Annotated in this window: 12 protein-coding genes; 4 read left to right on the forward strand and 8 right to left on the reverse strand. The window is 42.7% G+C overall.

Going from position 1 to position 23,803, the window contains the following annotated elements:
- A partial coding sequence (locus IQ270_RS16530; RefSeq protein ID WP_193974256.1) for a hypothetical protein occupies positions 1-785 on the forward strand: 785 nt, incomplete at its 5' end.
- A 10-nt stretch (positions 786-795) separates the two neighbouring features.
- Here the strand turns inward: IQ270_RS16530 and IQ270_RS16535 are convergent.
- The 4 genes from IQ270_RS16535 to IQ270_RS16550 form a co-directional block, all read right to left on the reverse strand.
- Positions 796-2,361: a nuclease-related domain-containing DEAD/DEAH box helicase gene (locus IQ270_RS16535; protein ID WP_193974257.1), complete on the reverse strand. Its 1,566-nt coding sequence runs from the start codon at positions 2,359-2,361 to the stop codon at positions 796-798.
- Positions 2,362-2,601: 240 nt separating this feature from the next.
- A complete protein-coding gene (locus IQ270_RS16540) occupies positions 2,602-3,735 on the reverse strand; it encodes an acyltransferase family protein (protein ID WP_193974258.1) in 1,134 nt (377 codons plus the stop codon).
- Positions 3,736-4,003: 268 nt separating this feature from the next.
- On the reverse strand, positions 4,004-5,416 hold the full coding sequence (locus tag IQ270_RS16545) for an adenylate/guanylate cyclase domain-containing protein (RefSeq protein WP_193974259.1): 1,413 nt from the start codon (positions 5,414-5,416) through the stop codon (positions 4,004-4,006).
- A gap of 47 nt (positions 5,417-5,463) precedes the next feature.
- Entirely contained in the window at positions 5,464-10,977 is a 5,514-nt protein-coding gene (locus tag IQ270_RS16550; RefSeq protein WP_193974260.1) for an ATP-binding sensor histidine kinase, read from the reverse strand.
- 486 nt (positions 10,978-11,463) lie between these two features.
- On the opposite strand from IQ270_RS16550, the gene IQ270_RS16555 reads away from it, so the two are divergent.
- Entirely contained in the window at positions 11,464-12,345 is an 882-nt protein-coding gene (locus tag IQ270_RS16555) for a Cof-type HAD-IIB family hydrolase (protein ID WP_193974261.1), read from the forward strand.
- A gap of 461 nt (positions 12,346-12,806) precedes the next feature.
- Here the strand turns inward: IQ270_RS16555 and IQ270_RS16560 are convergent, their stop codons facing one another.
- The 4 genes from IQ270_RS16560 to IQ270_RS16575 all read right to left on the reverse strand — a co-directional run bounded on the left by IQ270_RS16560 (position 12,807) and on the right by IQ270_RS16575 (position 22,083).
- Positions 12,807-13,697, reverse strand: coding sequence for an alpha/beta fold hydrolase (locus IQ270_RS16560; protein WP_193974262.1), 891 nt, complete (start codon positions 13,695-13,697; stop codon positions 12,807-12,809).
- 496 nt (positions 13,698-14,193) lie between these two features.
- Positions 14,194-16,221, reverse strand: coding sequence for an adenylate/guanylate cyclase domain-containing protein (locus tag IQ270_RS16565; protein WP_193974263.1), 2,028 nt, complete (start codon positions 16,219-16,221; stop codon positions 14,194-14,196).
- Positions 16,187-20,887 carry a PAS domain S-box protein gene (locus IQ270_RS16570; RefSeq protein ID WP_193974264.1) on the reverse strand — a complete coding sequence of 1,567 codons (4,701 nt, stop codon included), beginning with the start codon at positions 20,885-20,887 and terminating at the stop codon, positions 16,187-16,189. The genes IQ270_RS16565 and IQ270_RS16570 overlap by 35 nt, the downstream gene beginning before the upstream one ends.
- A gap of 689 nt (positions 20,888-21,576) precedes the next feature.
- Positions 21,577-22,083 carry a hypothetical protein gene (locus IQ270_RS16575; protein WP_193974265.1) on the reverse strand — a complete coding sequence of 169 codons (507 nt, stop codon included), beginning with the start codon at positions 22,081-22,083 and terminating at the stop codon, positions 21,577-21,579.
- Between the two features lie 358 nt (positions 22,084-22,441).
- Between IQ270_RS16575 and IQ270_RS16580 the strand changes: the two genes are divergently transcribed.
- A complete protein-coding gene (locus tag IQ270_RS16580; protein ID WP_193974266.1) occupies positions 22,442-23,359 on the forward strand; it encodes a histone deacetylase in 918 nt (305 codons plus the stop codon).
- A 142-nt stretch (positions 23,360-23,501) separates the two neighbouring features.
- Positions 23,502-23,803, forward strand: a 302-nt coding sequence (locus tag IQ270_RS16585) for a glycosyltransferase family 2 protein (protein WP_368670127.1), incomplete at its 3' end; no start/stop codon positions are given.

The following is a 23,803-nucleotide window of genomic DNA, read 5'->3' on the forward strand; positions in this document are numbered from 1 at the left end:
TGCCGTGCGAAGAAGAAGGTTATAATGAAAACAAGCAAGAAAAGAAGCTCGATAAAACCCAAATCATCAAAGAAATTGATTCTCAAAAAACAAGTGAGGAATATCAGAAATTATATTTCTCAAAATATCCAAAAAAAGTTATCAAAATACACGATTTTGATGAAGATAGAGCAGAACAATTCTGTATTTTTTTGAGAAACATTAAATTCAACGCAAAACTAGAAAATCAAATATTTAGTCAACACATGGAATGGCTTTATATATTGTCCAAAAAGTACCCAAAATATTGGAAAAATTACTCTTGGTTGTTTGTGAAATTTTTATTACACAATTATAGTAATGATATTCAAAAAATTAGCCTTAAATATCTTTTTAAAGTATTTGATGATGAACTTGTTAATATTTTTATCAAGACTAGAATTATTCATCACCTGGTTAAGCCACGAAAAGGGGCGCTAACCTATATAGAAAGAATAGGAAAGAATACAAAACTCAGAGATAGAATTATTGAATATATAACTAAGTTAATGAAAATCAGTTGTATCGCATTGCAATTGAATTGTATATATGCTTACTATCTAATTTTCAGAGATGGCTATCATCGTGGACATTTGCAAGACTTTGTATCTCATAACTTAAAGCGTCCAATACCAAAACCGATCCAACAGGCTGTCTATCAGATAGGAACTTTATACGATAACAATTCTCCTGGGTTGCCTTCTTTTGAAGAGATTTTGGAAGAGAGTGAGATAGAAGATGAATCCGAAGGCTTGAATTATCAGTAAAATTGTAATCTTAAAAATCAATATCTTGATCGGGAGGTTCATAAATAACGAGAAAGCTTTTTGCTCTTGTTGCTCCAACGTACCTATCTGCGATATCCCAATTGCTTGGTATCAATTTCTTTTCTTTTTCAAAAACTAAGACTATGACATCACTTTCTAGTCCCTTATACATCCCTATATTTGACCAATGAATAGTATTTTGATCTTTATTAGAAAATGAATATGGTTTAAGATGAAAACGATCGATATGCAAATATTGTGAAAATATGGACTTTGATGATGGATACATATCAGTTAATATAACAATCTGATCGGGGAAAACCTTATCATTATTAACTACAGCGGTAATATATTTTTCTACTAGACTAAAGATATCATCTGTCTCTTCATATATCCGATGTATTACTTCTCTTCCTTTAATTGAGGAACTCTTTATTGGGTGGATGCAAGATACGAATGGCTCTGCATATTTGAATATCTTGTCAGTGTTTCGACAATTTTTATCTAAAACATTTGGGCTTACTTTCAGAGCAAGTTTTTTTGCATTTTTTGAAAGATTTTGATTACTATCTTGAAAAATGTAGAATATTCCATCATCAGGAATCAACTGTTTCAAATCGTTAATTTCCTTTTGCTCAAAGTCTTGTCCTTCGTCAACGATGATTGCTGCAAACTCAAATGTTAACTGAGATTTTTGTGGGGGTATTTCTTCATAACTATAAACTACACAGTAACCCACTGTAATTTCATCTTGTAAAGAAGCAGCGAGATAAAGAGAAAGGTTATTAGATTTACATATTACGAGCGTTCTAACCTTATGTTGGCATAACCTTCTTGCTTTTTCTATGGCCAACTGAGTCTTCCCTGAACCAGCACAGCCCAGAACAATGCACTGAGTGTGTAGGCACAGATTATTCAAGATATCAAATTGCTGTTCTGTTAATTGAAGAATTTCTTGGTTAGTTTCACTAATATCATTAGCAATATATTTTTGGAACTTTGTACTTGGAGAGATGAGATTAATAATTAAATCTGTCCGCTGCTCTCCAAGTTTTGTAAAATTTCCCTTCGGTTTATAGTAATCGAAAACAGAAGATATCCAACCACTAATATTTCCTAAATGAGGACGCAAAAGTAATATGTCTTGAGGTGCCTCAGAGGGTAGATTGTTTACGACTTCATCAATATCACAAAAAGCCACACATTGTCCAATACAAAAGAAAATATTATTAAATTCGGGGTATTTTTTAAGAAAATTGAAAAACTTATACCTAATATCTTTAGCTTGTTTAAAAGGAGATATCTTCATCTTGTGTTCGTTCTGATACCAAACCATGTTCACAGGATCGTAGCTGATCTTCCCTCCTTTAACTTCTACTATAAGAATTCCTCGATCGGGATGAATAACAATGAAGTCAGCTTCCCTATCTTGAACTGTATCTTTGGTATCCTGCCACCAGGCTCCATGAAAAACAACATAATCATTACTCAGATTATTTTCAAAAATTTGGAATAGAGTCTTTTCTGCGTAGCTCCTAGTTGTTGATGATAATTTTTTAGGAATCATTCTTGCCATAACTATTCACCTCTTCTCTTTATACATGACTACTATTTTGTTGGTAAGTTTTTATATTGTATTTGAAGGATATTATTTCTGGGTGTATATTACCGTAAAATGTTTTTGTATGTCAAGCCCCAGTAGCTATTACTTGCCATAGGAAGTCTCCCTTTCAAGCATCTAGTACCTCGCACACTCCGATTCAAGTACATCAGGCGCTACACAGAAAAGAGCTAGCTCCACTAGATACCAAACCACTCAAATTTTGATCGCCCAACCTCGGCGGTACATCCCATACAAAATTAACCACCAACACAATACCGCTGTCACAGCAAATGCCAGAGAACCGTTCAGCGGCCCAGCCCACGGCAAAAACCAGTTTTCGTAAATCCAAGTGTAAGTTGTTGGAGCAGTTTTACCAATACCAATATGAGTTTTCAACAAAAGTCTAGCGACAATACCAGAGGCAACAAACAAGAAAATTGCATTCAATCCCATGATTTCAAAGGGTCGCCCCCATTTCCCATTCCGCACTTCTATTGTTTCGTAGCAAGCTGCTAGCAATAGCAACGCCCAACCTGCGGTAAAAACTACATAGGAGCTCGTCCACAGTTGTTTGTTAATCGGAAATAAAAATCCCCACAAATGGCCGATTACTAGACAACTTAGGCCGCATATTGCTAAGTTTACACTGGTGCGGGTTTCGATCGGCTGCACGCGCAACCATTCTCCCGTAAAGTAGCCTGTGAGGACTGTAACGCTTGCCGGTAAGGTGCTCAACAATCCTTCTGGATCGAAGGGGCCTCCTTTGTACAGGTGTTGGCTGCCGAGAATTAGCCGATCGACATATCCCCCTAAATTTCCTTCTGGCGTGAGTTCGCCGGCACTGTACCCCCCTACAGCGCCTGCGGTTAGTGCAGCCCAATAGCCCAAAAGTACCGCAACAGCGAGCAGTTTTTGGTTGCGGGGGGAAAGGTTGAGAATGGCGATCGCACTGATGAAATACGCTAAGCCGATCCGCTGCAATACTCCCATAATCCTGATTTTACCGAAGTTTTCGACTGGGGCACTGTTGAGAAGTACGTCAAGGGCGATCGAAGATGTGTTTAGCAGCAATCCTAATATAAATAAAATCGCCGCGCGGCGCGCAATTCGCCAGTAGATATTTGTTGCTATTTTTGTAGTAGTTTCAGTATATTTTGACAGCGAGAAGGACATCGCGCAGCCGACAATAAACAGGAAAAACGGAAATATTAAATCCGTTGGGGTGCAGCCGTGCCATTCTGCGTGATCTAGCGGCGGATACACCTGTTTCCAACTGCCGGGATTGTTGACTAAAATCATCGAGGCGATCGCAATTCCGCGAAAAACATCAAGGGATTTTAAGCGCATGGAGAGAAGGAAGAAGGAAGAAGGACTAATTACCCATTACCCATTATATGATGTCCAGTAAATTAACCTGAATTTCAGTAAGGGCGGGTTCGCGCATTGTCAGTAATAGAAGCGACATATCATCGTAAACGCGCCCCGACAATATTGTGGTCGATCGGACGTGATATTACAACTGACAACTGACCACTGACTACCGACAACTGACCACTGACTACCGACAACTGACCACTGACAACTGACAACTGACAACTGACAACTGACCAATTCCCTAAATTTCAATTCCTTCCAGAGTCATAATGACTGCATTCTTCATCAACATATCACAACGTTCTACATAAAACTGTGCAGCCTTATCATACTTGTTGACTTGCAAGACGCGCAAAAACATTTGCTTTGCTTGCGCGAATTGCTGTTGGTAGTGAAAAAAAATACCCTGTTCAAAATCAGTTTGGGTTTGTCCTTTTAATTCGATCGCAATATCCGAGTCACCGTCGTAAATTTCAAATACAGCAACAGGTGTTTGTTTTCCTTTTACTTGAACGCGATCGAGAAACCGGCAATTATAATTTTGTGGATCGTCTATCCGGCAAAGAGTTTGGACGCTAGCTACAATACCCACTCCGTAAAGCTTTGTCAATCCTTCCACCCGCGCTGCTAAATTAACAGCATCAGAAATTACCGTACTTTCCATCCGTTCCGCTTCGCCAATAGTACCCAACATTAAAGTTCCCGTATGCAAACCAATCCCTATAGAAATAGGTTGATAGCCGCTATTTTGCCTGTGTCTGTTATAAATTTTAACTTGCTGCTGCATCTCAATTGCAGCCTGCACCGCATCTTCAGCACAATTAGGAAACAGCGCCATAATTGCGTCACCAATGTATTTATCAATAAAACCGTTGTACTGGCGTATAACTGGACCAACTCGGCTCAAATAAGAGTTGAGAAACTCAAAGTTTTCTCTAGGAGACATACTTTCTGAGAGACTTGTAAATGAACGAATATCGGCAAACATAATCGTCATTTCTGCCTGTACAGAGTCTCCCAATCTGGCATCAACGATACTTTCTCTTTTGAGAAACTTTAAAAACTCGCGGGGAACAAAGCGGGCAGAAGCTGTTGCAATTTTTTCGATTTCGGTTTTACTGGATTCGATTTGACTCAGGGCGCGAAATGCTCTCAGCGCTGTTACTACCGTGGTAAATAACTTTTTATTTGTTAGCTCTGTTTTCGTTTTATAATCATTAATATCGTAGCTGACAATTACGACATCTTCTGGCACTTGTCCCGGCTGTCCGGTACGCAAAATAATCCGCACTATTTTATTGTCTAAAATATCGCGGATGTATTTTACTACCTCCAAGCCTGCCTCTTCTGTTTCCATCACTACATCCAGTAAAATTAATGCTATATCGGAATGGGTTTGGACCATTTCTTTGGCTTCTTTGCCGGAAAAAGCGCTGATAAATGCGATCGGTTTGTTTTCAAAAGTAAATTCTCTTAAGGCGAGTTTTGTAATATTGTGAATTTCTATTTCATCGTCTACAATTAAAATTTTCCAACTCGCTGCGATCGGCTGGTCTTCCGCCTCATCTTCTTCAGCAAATATTAATTCATCCTCGCCCGCCGGTATTGATTCGTCATCGCCGACAGCGAACAGATTTTTACTAGCTTCTGACATTTATCGCTCTCCTAAATAAAACTATGTTTAAACTGCCGCTATAATAACTAATTGTTAATTTTAACGGGAAATTCAATCATAAATCTTGTGCCTTTATTCACTTGACTTTCGCAGGTAACTGTGCCTTTTAGTTTTTGCGTGACGAGGTTGTAAATAATGTGCAGTCCCAATCCCGTGCCGCCCTTACCTCTTTTGGTGGTAAAAAATGGTTCAAAGATTTTAGTGAGATTTTCAGGGGTAATTCCTTTGCCGTTATCGGCATATTCAAATATTAGCCGATCGCCCTCTAGTTTGAAATCAAAAGCCAGAATCCCTTCGTTTTCTGCATCGTAAGCATGAATTAGCGAATTCAACACCAGATTTGTCACAATTTGACACAGCACGCCCGGGTAACTGTCCAGTACAATACTTTCATCGCACTTAATCTCGATTTTGTGTTTAGTTTGTCTTAGTTTGGCGGTTAAAGATGTCAAAATCTCTTCGAGATAGTTTTTTACATTAAACGTGCGTTTTAATTCGCTCGACTGATCTACAGCCACTTCTTTAAAACTATGAATCAAGTCAGCCGCCCGCGTCAGGTTTGATAAGATCATATTACTGCTTTGCATAGCCGTATCCAGGAACTTTTCTAACTCCGAACGTTTAATTTGCCCCTTGCTGTAAAGCTCAAAAAATTTTGTGACTTTTTCCGCCAGCAGGGAGGCGGCGGTGATGCCGATGCCGATGGGAGTATTGATTTCGTGAGCAACACCTGCAACCAACCCCCCAAGGGCGGCCATTTTTTCCGATTCAACCAGTTTATTTTGGGCAGACTTTAAGTCTTCTAAGGTTTGGGAGAGCTCGGAAGTACGCTGCTGTACTAACTTTTCGAGATTCTGATTGAATTGCTGCAAGTTTGTGTAAAGTTGGGCATTTTCTATTGAGATAGAAATTTGAGAAGACAGCAGTTTTAATATTTCTAATCTATCTGGCGTAAAAGCGCCTGTAGTCAGATTGTTTTCTAAATATAGAATGCCGCTTAGTTTGCCTTGATGGATTAACGGAGTACAAAGAATTGATTTAGGTTGAACGGCAAGTATATAAGGTGCCCGAGTAAATTGTCCTTCGCGGCTGGCATCGTTTAAAACTATACTTTCGTGGGTGCGGGCGACGTAGTTGACGACTGCAACTGCCAGCCAAGTTACTTTTTGTTCCTCATCTACAAAATCTATGGGAATTGATTGCATGACAGCAACGCGATCGGCATCTACAAATCCTGATGCTTCAATTACCCATTTTTCATTTTTTTCTATTATTAAAAAACCTTTTTGCCCCCCAGCATTTTCAATCACAATTTTCATCATTCTTGCCAGCAACTTTTCTAGAACTATTTCGCTGGCTAATGTTTGTGATGCTTTGACTGCGGTTGTCATGTCTAGTACCCCTGCACTGTCGCTCGTAGTGCAAGCACTGCTCGTAGACTTGTGAGTTTCGATATTAGTTGAAATCGAGGCTGAAGTTAGCAATTGCCAGTATTTTGATTCTAAATGTCTTACTTTGGCTGTGGCTCCCCAGCGCTGATAGCAATAACGCGCTTCTGTCAAGTAAGTTTTAGCGATTTTTTCTCGTTTTATGGATAGATAAAATGCTCCTGCCAATTCTGCCGCGAGTGCTTGTACCTGTATGTATCCGTTTTCTTGCGCTCCCGCAATGGCGCTGTCGTAATACTCCATTGCTGTCACAATATTCCCCAAGATTCGCGCTTTTTCGGCGGCAATCAAGTCGCACTTGTGCTGGAGGTTCATGGGTGCAGAGAGCGCTTTTTTTTGCAGTTTTTTTAGATTGCTGCCAGCGTAAAAAAGATGCTCTTCTTGTTCATCATTTGTTGCCGATGGATATGCTGCTAGTCGGGCGAGAGCATCGTAAAAATGGTATTCGGAAACATTGATAAAGCCCGCCATTCCGTCTAAATAAACTTCGGCTTGCGATGCATTTTCTAGCGCTTGATCGACATTTCCAAATAAATATGACAGGATTAATTTTTGCAAATAAAAGTGCTGGAGACCGACGCGATCGTTAGCTTTCAAAAGCAGTGGCAACAATTTTTTTTCGCTGTAACCTTCACTTAATAAAATATCAGAATTTGCCAACTTTCCCATCAACAGCAAAACTGTTTGCCGATATATTTGATTCCAAGTCAATACCGTTTCTTGCTTGAGTTGAAATAATAAATGGTTGTAATTTACCATTTTTTGTTCGAGTTGTGGCAATTCTTGACCGATAAAATATAAAGACTGACAAATATTTACTGCAGAATATCCGACAGATTCTAAATCACCATTTTCGAGGGCGCTTTGATAGGCTTCCTCTAACAGAGGTAAAGTGTCTTTAACGTGATGCTTGCCGTGCATCAAAACGAATGCTACTAAATTAAGCGTCTTGCTTTTGAATTCTAAAGCATTTAGTCGATCGATCAAATTTAAAGCTAGTTGACCGAAGCGATCGCCCGCTTCAATATCTCTAACGATTCTTTTCAAAATTGCGCCGTAATTAGCATAACCGAAAGCTGACAAAGCAGAATTTCCGTAGTTGATCGATAAATCAACTTGCTCACACACTATTAGTGGCAGCAGCACTGGTTCAACTATAAAAGTAGCTGAAAACATACTGGAAAGCACGCGCATAGTTGCTAGCTTGTAGGAATTTGTCATCACCGGCAAGTCAATTAAATCTTCTATATTTTTTCCATTTAAATAAGCTGCGGTTTTGGTCAGTGCTTGCTGAATGTGGAGGGGAGTTGGCGATTCAGGAAAGTTTATTCCCAGCATTCTTAGTGCTTCTAGACCAATTTTTACGGATTCTTGCAGTTTGGTTTGCATCGCACAAGCTGTGATTCTGATTTCAAAAACTTTTATTTTGTCTAATTCATTTTTTGCGTGTTGCAGGACAAATTCTGCCCATTTTTCCATTTGTGCAAATTCGGTATTGAGGTAAGCTGCTTCTGCTGCTGACTCGTAGAGTCCCAGAGTCAAATCGTAGTTTGTTTGCCAACTTTCTGCAGCAAGCAATTCAATACCGTCGGTTAAATATTTGAGGGCTAGTTCGTAAGCTGCACTGGCTTTTGCTTTCCGCCCTGCAATTAAATTTAATTGGCATAATTGAAATTTTTCTGATTCACTGCTGATGATTTTTCGGGCGGCATTTAGTTGGTTAACTGTATCGAAAAAATCGTTTTCTAATTGCTCTGGATGTGCGTTTTGCAGCAGGTATCTACCGATTTTGAGATGGGTTTCTTGTTTCTGAGACTCGGATATTAAAGCGTAAGCTGCTTGCTGAACTCGCTCGTGTAAAAATTTATACGTTGCGCTAGCAGCATCAGTTACTGGTAGGGAAAATTCATCTGTAAAGTCTCTAGATATTTTGTCTGTTGCTTCTGTGCTGGTTGCTAGTGCGAGCGGAATTTTGTAGGCGTTATTTACGGGCAAAATCAGACCTGACTGAAGTGCTTCCCAGAGGTCTGTTGCTGCGGAAACTAGAGATTTTTTGCAGATTTTTGAGAGGATTCCTAAATCAAATTTGTTGCCAATACAAGCGGCTAATTTGAGCAATTCCTGCGTATTTTCTGAAAGTTTTTGAATGTTGTATATCGTTAATTCTACAACGTTGTCAGTTATTCCTATTTCTTGAATTTGTTCGATATCCCACTGCCACTCACCTGTGATTTCGCATTGTTTGCAAACTGGATTGGCTTTTCTGGGGCGCGACTCATAAACGTTAGGTTCGGCTTTATTAACAGAATTATTGGCAGGTAAAAATTTGAATTTCAGTAATTTTTTGGAGTAAATATATTTCAGCATTTGAGTTAAGAAAAATGGATTTCCTCCGGTTTTTTGAAAAAGCAATCCTGCTAAATCTAGCGATTTTTCTGGCGGGCAGTTTAGAGTATCTGCAACGAATTGATTGATGCTGTCAATATCTAAAGGCGAAAGGGCGATCGCGCTGAGTTTCCCGCCTGCTTTTCTAATTGTTTCGGCGGCGAGCATTACGGGATGATTTGCACCTACTTCTTGTTCTCGATAGGCTCCAATTATTAATAAATATTGACTGGCGAGGTTGCTTGTTAGCAGTTGGATTAATTTGAGCGATGCTGAATCTACCCACTGCAAGTCGTCGAGAAAGATTACCAGCGGGTGTGCTTTTTGAGCAAAGATGTGGATGAATTTTTGAAATACTAAATTAAAGCGATTTTGAGATTCATTCGCTCCTAAATCTGGCACTGGGGGCTGGGGGCCGACAATCATTTCTACTTCGGGAATAACTTCAATAATTACTTGGCAGTTGCCGCCCAGGGCATTTAAGATTTTCTGTCTCCAAACTTGAACTTTTGCGGCTGTTTCTGTGAGGAGTTGCCGCAACAAGTCTTGAAAAGCTTGAAGCAAAAAAGCGTAGGGAATATCGCGCTTAAATTTTTCAAATTTGCTCTCGATAAAATATCCGTTTTCCCGCACAATCGACTTATGAATTTCATAGACTAACCACGATTTCCCCAAACCTGCACAACCGGAAATTAATATTATTTCTGTGTTGCCGCGTTTGATGCGATCGAAGGTATTAAGAAGCTGATTAACTTCGGTTTGTCGCCCGTAAAATTTTTGGGAAATATGTAGGTAAGTCGATCGATCTTGCTCGCCGAGGGTGAGGTGAGGAATTTCGCCTGTGGTTTGTAGCCAGCCGAGAGATTTTTCTAAGTCGTACCAAATTCCAAAGGCACTTTGATACCTGTCCTCGGCGGTTTTTGCTAATAGTTTCATGACGAGGTCGGAAAGGAATTGAGGGATTTTCGGGTTGTCTGGTTGATTGATTGTGCTTTTTATTTTCTGGTTTATGTTCTCACAAGGAGCAACTGGTTTTTTGGCAATATGGCAGTGTACTAATTCCATCGGATCGATCGCATTAAAAGGCAATTCGCCGCAGAGCATTTCATAAAAGGTGATGCCTAGAGAATAAAAATCGGTGCGGTAGTCGATCGTTCGATTCATACGTCTAGTTTGTTCTGGAGACATATAGGCGAGGGTGCCTTCGAGTAAATTGGGATGGCTCAGGGCGGGGTTTTCGCCCGGTAGCAGGGAGGCGATCGCAAAATCAGCAATTTTGACATCCCCTGTCTCGATATTGACAATAATATTGCTCGGTTTAATATCTTTGTGGATGATGTGGTGTTCGTGAAGTTGACCGAGAGTTTCTGCTAGCTTGATGCCGATCTGCAAAAATTGCTGTAAGTCTAGCTGGTTGTTGCTGATAAATTCTTTTAGAGAAATGCCACCAAAATCTTCTAAAATTAAAACAGGAAAGTGATTGTATTTTTCGAGTTGATAAAATTTTACTATTCCTGGCAAATTCAAATTTTTAATAATTTCGGATTCGTGGAGAAGTTGGGCTATTTGTGCTGGGGTTGGGTAGGGCTGTGCGAGAGTTTTGAGGATAACTGGTTTTTGTTCGTCAAGCTGCATTCCTCGATAAATAACTGTATGATGGTTTGTATAAAGTTCTCGGTCAATGCGGTATCCGGGGATGGTAATCATGCTGTTTGAGGGCCGTTGGAAAAGTAAAAATTTAAGTTGATAAGTTTAGCTAAAAAAAACTGGAAATAAATGATTCTTTTTGAATAATAATTTTAAGTGAGTAAGTGGGAATTAATGATGAGATAATGATTGAGATATTGCCTGGGATACTGTGAAGTAAGTGTAAATCAAGATCGCATCAAGAGGACGGGTAAGTGAATCGGTAAAGCGGCTGCGATCGGGACTCAGACAAAAAGTAGTTTGAGGCGCTCTTGATAGAGTTCTGGGCGAGCAGCCCAGACCCTACTGGCATTTAAATTATTGTATATTTCAATGACTTATTCTCGTTGATAGTCAAATCCTCTCCATCCTTTTGTGCTCTGAGCTTTCTGGCTCTCCCAATGTCTTCCTCAAAGATAACAGACAATCTAGATGCAAACAAAGCCGATCGCCAGTGCCAAAATAAACTGGTGCGTGCAAATCAACAGCTAAAATCTCAAAAAAATCATGCAGAAGATAATTGCCTCAAATCCAGCTACTGCGCCCGATCGCGCTTTTAATACCGCAGAGATTAAACTGCTGGTACTGGATATCGACGGCACGATCGCAGGTTTGTCAAATGAAATCAGAGAACCCGTCAAGCGGGCAATTTTGGCGGCCGAGTCGCGGGGAGTGAAAGTGGCCGTTGCGACGGGCAGGATGTATCAGTCGGCTTTGCGTTTTCACTCAGAAATCGGCTCAACTTTGCCACTGATTTGCTACCAGGGCGCGTGGATTCAAGATCCGGCGACTCAAAAGCGGCTGCGACACTTGTCGCTGTCGAAACAAACTGCTTTGCAACTGTTAGATTATTTTGAAGAAGTGCATTCGCAATCGATCCTTTCGATCCATTTCTACATTGACGACAAACTTTACGTGCCGGAAATTACCGCAGCTACCCGAGTTTATGCCCAACGATCGGGCATTGAACCAAATTTAATTAAAGATTTGCGGCGAGATATTCCGGGGGAACCGACAAAGGTTTTGGCTTTGTGCGAGAATCCGGAGGTACTCGATGGCTTGCTCAGCAGTATGCGGCAGCGGTACAGGCCTGCGGAGCTTTATTTGACTCGATCGGTGGCTACTTTTTTTGAAGCTACGCATCCTTTGGCGAGCAAGGGAGATGGGGTGAAGTATTTAGCCGAGGAATTGTTGGGTTTGCAGCCGGCTCAGGTGATGGCGATCGGCGATAATTTTAATGATGTGGAAATGATTTCCTACGCGGGTGTGGGCGTGGCGATGGGGAATGCTCCTGATGGCGTGAAAATTGGTGCTGATTGGGTTGCGCCGGATGTGGAGGAAGATGGGGTGGCGGCGGCGATCGAGCAATTTGTTTTGGGCGCGAGCTGATATTTCTAGCAATAATAATTTTCGGAGTGCGAGTTTCCCGCTCGCTCCGAAGAAGACGCTCGCGGTTGAAACCGCGTCTACACAAGCAAAACCCGCCTCCGCGGGTTGAAGACAAAGGCGGTGAAAATTACTTATTCTCTTCAGTCCGCGAAGGCGGACATCGTTTGTGTAAACCTGGTTTCAACCGCCGTCTGCATCTACACTATAATTACGATTTTAAAAATGCCTTTCCACAGAAAAAGCACCGACGACTGGCCGTGTTTCGTCTCGGTGCTTTTTCTGGTTCGCTCCTCACACGTCCATTAATATAGCAGACTCGCCCGAATGTGTCAATACTTTTTACAAAAGTTTTTTGTTGAGTCGGTTCAAGCCAGGGTGCAGGTGCGGTGGAGCGAGGTAAAACCTTTGGAAGGCAAGGGTTTTGCTCGATCGCCCTTTGCTTTGCATTCACCAGAAAAATTTTACTTCAATTCCCGCAGCCAGTCCAAAATCAGAGCGTTGACTTCACCTGGGCGCTCGTCGTGGGGACAGTGGCCCGTGTTGGGAATTGAAACAAATTTCACGGGTTTATCGTTGGCGGCCAATTCTTGGTAAATCTGGCTCCCGGCGATTGGTGTCCAGGGGTCGTCTGCACCCCAAAGTACCAGTAACGGACGATCGACACGAGGCAGCAATTCTGACGGCCCCGGGCCTGCTGGGGCTGTGAGAATGGAAGCGAAAACTTGTTGAGCTCCGGGCTCGCAGGAGGGCGCGTGCAGGAGTTCTACGAGTTCGTCGGTGATGGCTTCGCGGTTCCCGTAGACTTGGCGCAGGGTGTTGCGGATGCGGTGTTTTTGGCGGATGTTGTTGAACACAAACGGGCCGACGACGGGCGATCGAACTAATTTAGCAAAAGTCCCCATCACTACTCGCAGCGGGAAATTCAGTTCCTCCGGCCGGTGGTTGAGCCCGCCGGCACAGTTGATCAACACACCGCCGGCTGATATTTCTGGATGGTTGGCGACTACCATCAAACTCAGCAAAGCGCCGATCGAATTTCCGACAAATACCGCCGGTTCCCGTACAAATTCTGTCCAGAAATCTGTCAGCAATTCTTCCCACAATTCCAGAGTGTAATCGAGCGCAGGTTTGCCCGAAGCCCCGAATCCCAGCAAGTCCAGCGCAAATACCCGGTAGCCGCCCGCCGCGAGTGCGGGGATATTTTGCCGCCAATGTCCTATAGAAGCCCCAAACCCGTGAATCAACACCAAAGGGCGGCCGGTTCCTTGGACGGTATATTGGATTTTGTGACCTTTCCAAGTCCAAATAAGCTTTTCAAAACTCGTTGCAGATACTAATTCTTGTGCAGTCACGGCTCTAAATGTAAATTTTCGTTAACCACTTTCATCATAGCAGAAGTCATTAGTCAGAAGTCATTAGTCATTAGTCAGTAGTCAGTAGTCAGTAGTCAGTAGTCATTAGTCATTAGTCATTAGTCATTAGTCATTAGTCAGTTGTTAATTATGGTTCTCCTGAGTTTGTAGTGATAAGCAAACCGCATATCCTTACTCCGAGGGCATCATAGAATAGCGAACAGTTGTGCCTGATACCGCATCCACCATCAACTCAGGAGAGCCTTAATTATTAGTTGTTATTGGGAATTGATAATTGAGAATTGAGAATTGAGAATTGAGAATTGAGAATTGGAATTGAGAATTGAGAATTGAGAATTGAGAATTGAGAATTGGGAATTCGCAACCAATAACGAATAACGAATAACGAATAACGAATAACGAATAACCAATAACCAATAACCAATAACCAATAACCAATAACCAATTCCAATGACTAATGACTACTGACTACTGACTACTTTTTTTCCAACAACCAATAAGTCCTCATATCTCCCTTACCTTTCACCGGAATCACCCCTCGCATCTCAAACAAATACTTATCTTTCAAAAGCTCGTAAGTAACATCAGTAACTTGAATTCTGCCTGCAAAACCCGTAGCTTCCATCCTCGCCGCCACATTCACCGTATCTCCCCACAAATCATAGGTAAACTTGCTCACACCAATCACTCCCGCCACCACCGGCCCGGAATTGATCCCGACGCGAATTGCCAGTTTTTCCCCTGTCTCGGCCGACAACTTAGCTATTTTTGCCTGCATTCCTAATGCCATTTGGGCGATCGCCACAGCGTGATCCTCTTTCGGCGTAGGCAATCCCCCAACTACCATGTAAGCATCGCCAATAGTCTTAATTTTCTCCACACCGTACTTTTCAGCTAACTGGTCGAAGTGAGAAAAAATCACGTTCAATCGCTTTACCAACTCCGTAGGAGACATTCTCACCGACAGCTCAGTAAAGCCAACAAGATCAGCAAATAAAACACTCACTTCACCAAAACTGTCAGCAATCGTGCTTTGCTCTGCCTTCAATCGTTCTGCTATTGGTTGCGGCAAAATATTTAACAGCAATTTTTCGCTTTGTTCCTGTTGAGTTTTTAGCTCTTCTTGTGCTAATTTCCGTTCTGTAATGTCAGAAACAGTACCTTCATAGTAGATTAATTCACCTTTTTCATCCCTAACAGCACGGACATTTTCTGACACCCAAATCCGGCGCCCGTCCTTGCGGCGAACCATACATTCAAACCCAGAAACGGCATTTTTTGCATCCATAGCTGCCACGAATTCCAGGCGCCGTTCCGGGTTAACGTACAGTTGTTCAGCAATATTTTTAATACTAGACATCAGTTCTGCTGGCGATTCGTAACCGTACAACTTTGCCAAAGCTGGATTAGCACTGAGATAGTGTCCTGAAGGAGTGCTTTGAAAAATACCTTCCATCGCATTTTCGACAATGCTGTGATATCTTTCTTCAGCAAGGCGCAGCAATTCTTCTGCTTGTTTTCGCTGAACTAAAGAACCTAATTGAGTGCCAACCGCATTAAAAATATCTATAAATCTGGCGTCTTTCGGACAAGGCAAAATTTGAAAAAAAACTAGCACCGCCAATACTTCATCGCCTACCAATATCGGCACGCCAAAACCAGCTTTGAATCCGATTTCTCGTGCTATTTCACTTCGGAGAAAATGCGGGTAGCCCCGGGAAATATCTTCTACCCATTCCGGTTCCTTGGATGCCCAAACTCGTCCCGGCAGCCCGATATTCATGGCAAATGTCAGTTGTTCGCTTTGGCTGCGGAACGGTTCCATCCAGGGGTTGCTAGCATACCAGCCGCGGGCAGATTTCAGCACAGTTTTTTCTGCATTGGGAATCCAAGCTTCTCCTACATCCCATCCGATTGTTTCGCCAACTTGGCGCAGAATTACTTCTAAAGCTGAGTGAAAGTCTACAGCTTCGCCGATCGCCCGCGTCGTTTCCAGCAAAAACCGGATTGATTCTTCGGCTTGCTGCCGCTCGGCGATTTCTTGCTGCAATCTGGAATTGCGATCGTGCAATTCCCTAGCTTGCTGTTGCAGTTTAGATTGCAAAGAACGCAAAGAAAGTTGGCTTTCAACGCGGGCCAAGACTTCTTCAACTTGAAACGGCTTAGTAATATAATCCACTCCCCCTACTTGAAAAGCTTTAACTTTTTCCATCACGTCATCTAGCGCACTAATAAAAATTACCGGAATATCTTTAGTATTTTCATTTTTTTTTAACTTCTCACACACTTCGTAGCCGTTCATTTTCGGCATATTAATATCTAGTAAAATTAGATCCGGAGGAGAAAGTTGTGCCCCTTTCAGAGCCAGTTGTCCGTTAATAGCCTTTCTGACTTGATACCCGTAGGATTCTAGCATAGTCGATAAAAGTCGCAAGTTGTCCGGCATATCGTCAACGATCAGAATGTCTCTAGGACTCGCTGGTAATGGCTTGTCGTTCATCATAATATAATTGAGTTAAATCGATAATGATATCTATCCGAAAATTATCGACTAAATCCGTTAAAGCCTTAGCCAGATTTGCCTCAGTTTCGGGAATTTGCTCGATGAGTCCGAGGATGCGGTTGTCGTCAACGCAAAGTGCTGCTTGGTACAAATCGACCACCCAGTCTGTGGGCATTACACTCAAATCCTCGGCGGTCAAACTTTGAAGCTGTTTCGGTGCTGAACCAGAAGTAGATGAGTTTTCCTCCTCATAAATATAACGCAGGTTCAGGTGATGCGCGATCTTTTCAAATAGTACCTCTTCACGAAACGGTTTACAGATAAAATCGTCACAACCAGCAGACAAAATTATTTCTCGCTGTTCGTCAAAAGCACTAGCAGTCAGGGCAATAATTATGGTTTCTCTACCTTCTGGAGTTTGCTCGATCAGTCTTGTCGCTTCGTACCCGTCCATAACTGGCATCAGCATATCCATTAAGATCAGGTGCGGCTTCCAAGTTGAGTGCAAAGCAACTCCTTCTTCACCGTTAGTTGCTTCCAAAACTTCAAATCCCAGCGGTACGAGGAGCTTAAGCAGCAGTTGGCGATTTTCCGCTACATCTTCAACTATTAATATCCTATAGGTTGGCTGTCCGGGTTCTAAAGCAATAACTTGTTTGAGGGACGATTTTTCTGGCTCGTCAGTTGCTGTTACTACGTTTACCTGAATATTAAAAGAGAAAATTGTGCCTCTGTCGAGTTGACTTTCAACAGTAAGAACTCCTCCCATAATCTTGACAAACTGTTGGCTAATCGGCAATCCTAGACCAGTTCCCTGCATGGATCTGCGTCCTGTTTCGGTTTGTACGAAAGGCTGGAATAATGTAGTAATTTCCGAAGCACAAATGCCTGGCCCCGTGTCGGCAATTTCAAAAAGCAATTGGGCTTCTTTTTGTCCTGCTGCGTTGTTTTCTGCTTGTCTGCTCACGCGCAAAGTCACCGTTCCGTGTTGAGTAAATTTAATCGCATTTCCCAGCAGGTTAATTAAAACTTGTCGCAATTTAGCTTCGTCTGTTTCAATGTACTGCGGCAAATCGCCTGTATTTTCAAAGATCAGACGCAAGCCTTTTGAGTTGGCTTTTAGTTGCAGCATTTCTCTGAGGCTGCTGAGAAGGTTGTAGAGGTTGAAGCGGCTTTGATTGAGGGTGATTTGACCGGCTTCTATTTTGGACATTGACAAAACATCATTGATCAGTTCCAGCAAATGTTCGCCGCTGCGGTTAATAATTTCTATGTATTCTTTTTGTTCTTGTGTGATAGAACTGTTGCGAGCCATGACTTGGGAAAAACCGAGAATGGCGTTGAGAGGCGTGCGGAGTTCGTGGCTCATGGAAGCGAGAAATTGGCTTTTGGCGCGGTTGGCAACTTCGGCGTTTTCTTTTGATTTAAGTAGTTCCATTGACTGCCTTTGAGTGCGGGCGAGCAATTCGGCTTGCTGCAATGCTACTCCTAGCTGAGTGCCGACATGAACTGCAACGTTGATTTCAGCTTCGCTCCAGTGGCGGGGAGCTGAATTTTGATAGGATGCTAGCAGTCCCCAGAGTTTTTCTCCGCAGAAAATTGGCACAGTAATGTAGGATTTGGCTTCAAATCTTTCTAAAAGTTGGATGTAACAATTACTGAAGCCTTGCTTGTAAATATCTGGGACGCAAAGGTAAGTTTTACCTCGGCTGTAGGCTCCGCCTTCGGTGTCTTGTAAATAGGTATCCCGTACTTCTTGTGAGCTGCTTTCGATTTTTTGGACGAGGCACTTTTCGCTGTATAAAGCGTCTTCAGTGAAGTTAGAATCGACCTGCTGTGTTTGGATGAAAGAAATCCACTTGCTGTCAACTGATTCGGCTACAAATTCGCCGCTCCAGTCAGGATTGAAACGGTAAAGGGCGACCCGATCGCATTTCATGGTTTGGCGCAACTCTCGGGTTGTCGCTTCAAAAATTTCTCGGATATCTAATGTCTGGCGCATTCTTTCAATGATCCGGGCGATCGCTCTTTGCCGCAAAGCACTTTCTTGCAGTTCAGTTTGTGTTTGCTGGCGTTCGGTAATATCTACAGCCATTGAAGCGAGGCCGATCACTTTGCCGTTCTCGTCAATTAGTTGAGTATTGTACCACTCGCAGATGATAATTCTGCCATCTTTGGTCAGATTTTCGGAAATGCCACTGGATTTGTCCCTCAAGCCGCGATTGAAAATCTCAGCTCCTTGCTCGCGGTAGCTTTCAGGTACGATCAAATCGGCCGCGACTCTCCCCTTGGCTTCCAATTCGCTGTAGCCAAAAATAGCTTCCGCCGCCGGATTCCAAGTGATAATTTCTAAATTCAGGTTTAACTCGATTACTGCGAGCGGCGTTTGCTGCAATAAAAATGAGATTCTTTGCTGCGATGCTAGCAGTTTTTCTGCCGCTAATTTGCGGTCTGTGATGTCATTGGCCGTACCGAGAATTTGTTTGGGTTTACCCTCATTTGTTCTGACAAATACTGTATCCCAACTGTGCATCCACCGCCATTCGCCGTTTTTGTGTTTCATGCGGTATTGAAATTCTATGATGTCGCCGTCTTTGGCTCGATCGAAATTTTTGATGTGTTCGCAGAAAGGTGGTAAATCCTCGGGGTGCATCAGAATTAGCATCATTTCAGTACCCATATCTTGTATTTCTCGGGCGTTGTAGCCCAGCATCGCAGCAATTTGGCGGTTGGTGTAAACATTGCGCTGTTCTACTAAATCGTAAACGTACAGTATGTTGGGATTGGAATCGGCGATCGCCTGAATGAAGTGCTGGCTTTCTCGGAGTGCAGATTCTGCAAGTTTGCGATCGCTAATATCTCGGGCTACGATAATCACTGATTCAGCAGAAAGCACAGAAACTTTAGCGTCGAGCCAAATTTCCCGCTCTCCGAGCATATAGCTATATTCAATATTAATACTTTGCTGCGTTTTGAGAACTTGTTGGATGGTATTTAATACCAAATCTGCCGCAGGTTCCGGCAAGATTTCGTGAGCAGTTTTGTTAATCATTTCCCCCGGAGATTTCACCAAATTGATCGCTGCTGTCGGGGCGATTTTGATGCAGCGCCCTCGGGCATTTCTCACCAAAACTATGTCAGTCATGGCGGCAAAAATCGCCCGCAATTCTGCTTCGGATTCTTGCAGAGCTTGCTCGGCGCGGATGCGGGTGCGAACTTCTGCTTGCAACTGTTTATTTTGCCGATCGAGCTGCTCCAGCCTGTTTTTTTCTCGATCGATCAGTTTAGCTTGAGCCAACGCAATCCCTAGTTGAGCCGCCACAGCTTCTAACAAGTCGATTTCATCTTTTGTCCATTCCCGGTAGCGATCGCACTGGTGCAAACAAATAGCGCCGTTTGCCTTACCCTGGTACGAAGTGCGAATTGCCAGCATCGATTTCAACCCAACCAGGCGGCAAATCGCTTCAACCGGTTGTAAAAGAGGATCGGAATAAACATCGTTGGAGGCGATCGCCCGATCTTTTATCATCATTTGTACGACGTGAGGATTCCCCCAAATTGGCATGATTGCGTTCCGAATTGATTCGCACTCGGGCTCTATGTACTCTGCCGCCAGAGGAATATCCACTTGAGGGGTAGTAACGTAAGTATGAATCAAACAGCGATTCACGCCGAATGCCTGACCGATTTGAGTTGCGGCTGTTTGAAACATTTTTTCTGGCTGCAAGCTCGATCGAACTTCTTGAGTTATTTTTGCAATCAGCAACTCTCGCTGAACTTGCCGTTCCAAAGCAGATTTAGCTGATGCCGTTTCTATTTCTGCTTGCTTGCGATCGCTAACATCAAAAAGTACACCATACCAAACAACATCGCCATTATTCCGCATTTCCGGTCGAGAATTAGATTGCAGCCATTTGAGTTTTCCCGACGGCGTAACAATCCGCCATTCAAAAGCAAAAGGTTCTAAAGTTCGAGCGCTCTCAGAAATCTTTTCTCCCAGATATTCTACGTCATCAGGATGATTTTGATCGAAGCACAAATTAGAATCTTTTAAGAGATTCTCACTCTCTAATTCGTAAATATCCCGACAAGCATAACTAATATACTCAAACTTGAAACTTCCATCAAGCTTCTTCATGAATTGATAAATAACTCCCGGTATATTAACCGCCAACTTCTGCAACCGCGCCTTGCTTTCCCTGAGTGCTTTTTCTGTTTTATTGCGAAACTCTACCTCTCGTTGCAGTTCAGCATTCTGCTGTTTTAACTGTTTTGATAGCTGTTGTATAGTCAGTTGACTTTCAATTCGCACCAAAAACTCTTCTACTTGAAAAGGCTTAGCAATGTAGTCAATACCCCCCACCTCAAAAGCTTTGATTTTTTCAAAAGTTTCATTAAAAACACTCAAAAAAATCACCGGAATTTCACGAGTATTTTCATTAGCTTTCAGTCTTTCGCAGACTTCGTAGCCGTTCATGACAGGCATCGCAATATCTAGTAAAATCAAATCGGGGAGAACTGCCAATTTAGCATTTACCACCATTTTTCCCGAAATTGCCCGCTGAACTTTATACCCTTCTTTTGTCAAAATATTTGACAAAAACCGGAGATTGCTAGGTCGATCGTCGATAATTAAAATGCGAATATTTTTTTTGTCTATCGCCATCTTTTGTCTCGTCCTTTTGAATTTTAGCGTGTTAGTAGGAAGCTAATTGATAATTTAATAAATTAAGCATCTTTGTAAAAAAAACATTAATAAAACTTTTAGATTGTTAGCATAAACAGAAATTTTTTATATTTACTCATCTAATAACAACCTTTTATTCGATAAGATTTTGGTTGACAGTCTTAAATTTGTAACTCAAACCAACCGTATTTTTGCGACATTTTATTGCAACAAGAAATTTCCTCATTTTCAAAAAAACAAATGCCATCAAAAAAATCATGAGTTAAATACTTCTAAACCAAGAAACCGGAGAAAATGAATCCAGGTTCAGGACATTCTGCTACCACCTTCAAAAGGTTTTAGCAGAAATACACATCTAAACGCACCCCGATGCTAAAAAACCCGGTTTTTCTACTCTTGCCCCCGGACTGCAACGAAGTATTGCCGTGAAAAAACCCGGTTTCGACACACCCGCGCGCCAGTCTCAAGCTATTTATAGCAATCCGTGCGCGATCGCCCAAAATATGTAGGGGTAGTGCCCCCGTGCCTACCCCCGGGCTGTTCAAGGGCGGAAGAGTCCTACAATAAATTATACAAATGATGATGCGAGGATTGCTATATAGCTAACCAAGAGAAATCGACTCCCCCGCACCCAACACTTGTCCTATCAACACTTTTCTCTGTGTTTTCTATGCCAGCAATTCCTTAAGTTTAGCAAGATTTTCATTGCTGAGGGAGATTTTAATTTCAAGTTCTCGGTCAGCCTCCCACAGCAACAGTACATTATTTTCCCCCAACGCAAATTCTGGATTGTTTAATTCTAGTGTTTGATATTTAACTTCGGGAAATCCGATGCGAATTACCACTTCTGATTCCAACTGAGGATAGAGGTACAATTGCTGTTGCAGGTTATCTAGTTCTAGTTTCTGAACTGTGGTGTTACGTTGGACAGGAGAATCGGGTTTGTACCAATAGAGAGTATCCTCGCGAATTTCGGGATTCACTATCACAAATTGTACGTCAAAACGCTGGGGTTGCCAGTGAATTTCGCTCAGACCGCCGATTTGCGGAATCAGTCGCTCAACCCAGCTAATTTCTTTGCCGTTGAGGTTTTTCCACCACTGAGCGATATTATCTAAATTCTCAGCATTTTCGGGGTTGTTACTGCCGGACTCCCAAACACTTTTTAATTGCATATACAGATTCTCCAGCGAATTTAAATTTGAAATTTCAGGCTTTTAATTAGACATCTCCCGAAAAGCCTGTAAAGAACCCGCAAGCGAGTCTGGGAAGCGAGAATTGCAGAAGTTTATTAGACTGAGATATTCCACCAGTTGCAATAACCTGTAGGCACCCTTTCACCAATAGCCTCAAAGCTTGCTTTCCAGGTTAAAGAAACCCGCCGGATCCCACGAAAAATCCCTTGATTAACATTGCTGCAATATGTGGGTTAGACGAATCCTCAAAAATCTGCAAACAGCCCGCAAGCGAACCTGCGAAACGAGAATTATGGGAGATGTCTATTGGAGATTCATTCGTTCTACAATTATCTTCATGGATTTACCAATTATCTACCACGAAGATTATGTTGCACCCCTGCCGCCCGGTCACCGCTTCCCGATGGCAAAGTTTGGGCTGCTTTACCAAATGCTGCTCGCGGAAGGGGTAGCAGATCGATCGCAATTTCACGCTCCGGAACTTCTTGGGTCAGAATGGATTCAGCTAGTCCACGATGACGATTACATTCAAGCTTACTGCAACGGAACGCTCGATGACAAAGCTCAGCGGCGAATTGGTCTGCCTTGGAGTCCGGCCCTTGTCAACCGCACTTGTATCGCCTGCTCCGGGACGGTACTAACTGCCAAGCTTGCTTTAGAATGCGGTTTGGCTTGCAATACTGCGGGTGGAACTCATCACGCTTTCCCCAATTACGGCTCGGGTTTTTGTATTTTTAATGATTTGGCGATCGCCTCCCGCGTCCTCCAAAAAATGGGTTTAGTTCGCCAAGTTTTAATTGTCGATTTAGACGTACACCAAGGAGACGGAACCGCTACAATTTTCCAAGATGACAGCAGTGTTTTTACTTTCTCTATGCACTGCGAGGTCAATTTTCCTAGTGTCAAACAAAAAAGCGATTTAGATGTAGCTTTGCCTGTCGGCATGGAGGACGACGAATATTTACAAAGTTTGGCTAAATATTTACCAGATTTGCTTTCCGATGTCAATCCAGATTTAGTATTATACGATGCCGGAGTAGACCCTCACCAGGCAGACAAACTGGGAAAATTGGCTTTAACTGATACGGGGTTATTTCGCCGCGAAATGCAAGTTTTATCTACTTGTTTAGCTGGCGGCTATCCCGTTGCTTGCGTGATTGGCGGTGGCTATTCCGACGACATGAAGGGGTTAGTTTATCGACATTCGTTGCTGCACCGAGCGGCAAGTCAGGTTTACCGGCAATATCGCCTTTGATGCAGAGCGGCGAGACTTCGGAAATATGGCACAAAAAACAGTCTCCCTCACCGAAACAAATAAAAATACTATTAGTCATCGCTCCAGCTTGCCATATCGGTACAACTTGAGCTAAAAAGTTGATAAACCAAAAACTGCACCTATGTCCAATGCCAGCGAGCCAAATCACCCCTATCCACTGCTGGTTGTCATTGTTAACTACCGAACCCCTGGTTTGACAATAGACTGCTTGCGCTCTCTAGTTAGCGAAGTGCGATCCCTCCCCGGTACGCAGGTTGTAGTTGGCGACAATGCTTCAGGCGACAACTCTACCGAAGAAATACCAACCGCCATCGCCGCCGAAGGCTGGAGCGAATGGGCAGCCTTCGTCCCTCTAGAGCGCAACGGGGGCTTTGCCTTCGGCAACAACGCCCTGATCCGTCCCGCCCTGGAATCCACCAATCC

The organism is Microcoleus sp. LEGE 07076, from assembly GCF_015207455.1.
Lineage (GTDB): Bacteria > Cyanobacteriota > Cyanobacteriia > Cyanobacteriales > Microcoleaceae > Microcoleus.

Coding starts and splice junctions, on each gene's coding strand:
- IQ270_RS16535 (WP_193974257.1), bottom strand. CDS start 2,361: ATGGCAAGAATGATTCCTAAAAAATTATCATCAACAACTAGGAGCTAC.
- IQ270_RS16540 (WP_193974258.1), bottom strand. CDS start 3,735: ATGCGCTTAAAATCCCTTGATGTTTTTCGCGGAATTGCGATCGCCTCG.
- IQ270_RS16545 (WP_193974259.1), bottom strand. CDS start 5,416: ATGTCAGAAGCTAGTAAAAATCTGTTCGCTGTCGGCGATGACGAATCA.
- IQ270_RS16550 (WP_193974260.1), bottom strand. CDS start 10,977: ATGATTACCATCCCCGGATACCGCATTGACCGAGAACTTTATACAAAC.
- IQ270_RS16555 (WP_193974261.1), top strand. CDS start 11,464: ATGCAGAAGATAATTGCCTCAAATCCAGCTACTGCGCCCGATCGCGCT.
- IQ270_RS16565 (WP_193974263.1), bottom strand. CDS start 16,221: ATGATGAACGACAAGCCATTACCAGCGAGTCCTAGAGACATTCTGATC.
- IQ270_RS16570 (WP_193974264.1), bottom strand. CDS start 20,887: ATGGCGATAGACAAAAAAAATATTCGCATTTTAATTATCGACGATCGA.
- IQ270_RS16575 (WP_193974265.1), bottom strand. CDS start 22,083: ATGCAATTAAAAAGTGTTTGGGAGTCCGGCAGTAACAACCCCGAAAAT.
- IQ270_RS16580 (WP_193974266.1), top strand. CDS start 22,442: ATGGATTTACCAATTATCTACCACGAAGATTATGTTGCACCCCTGCCG.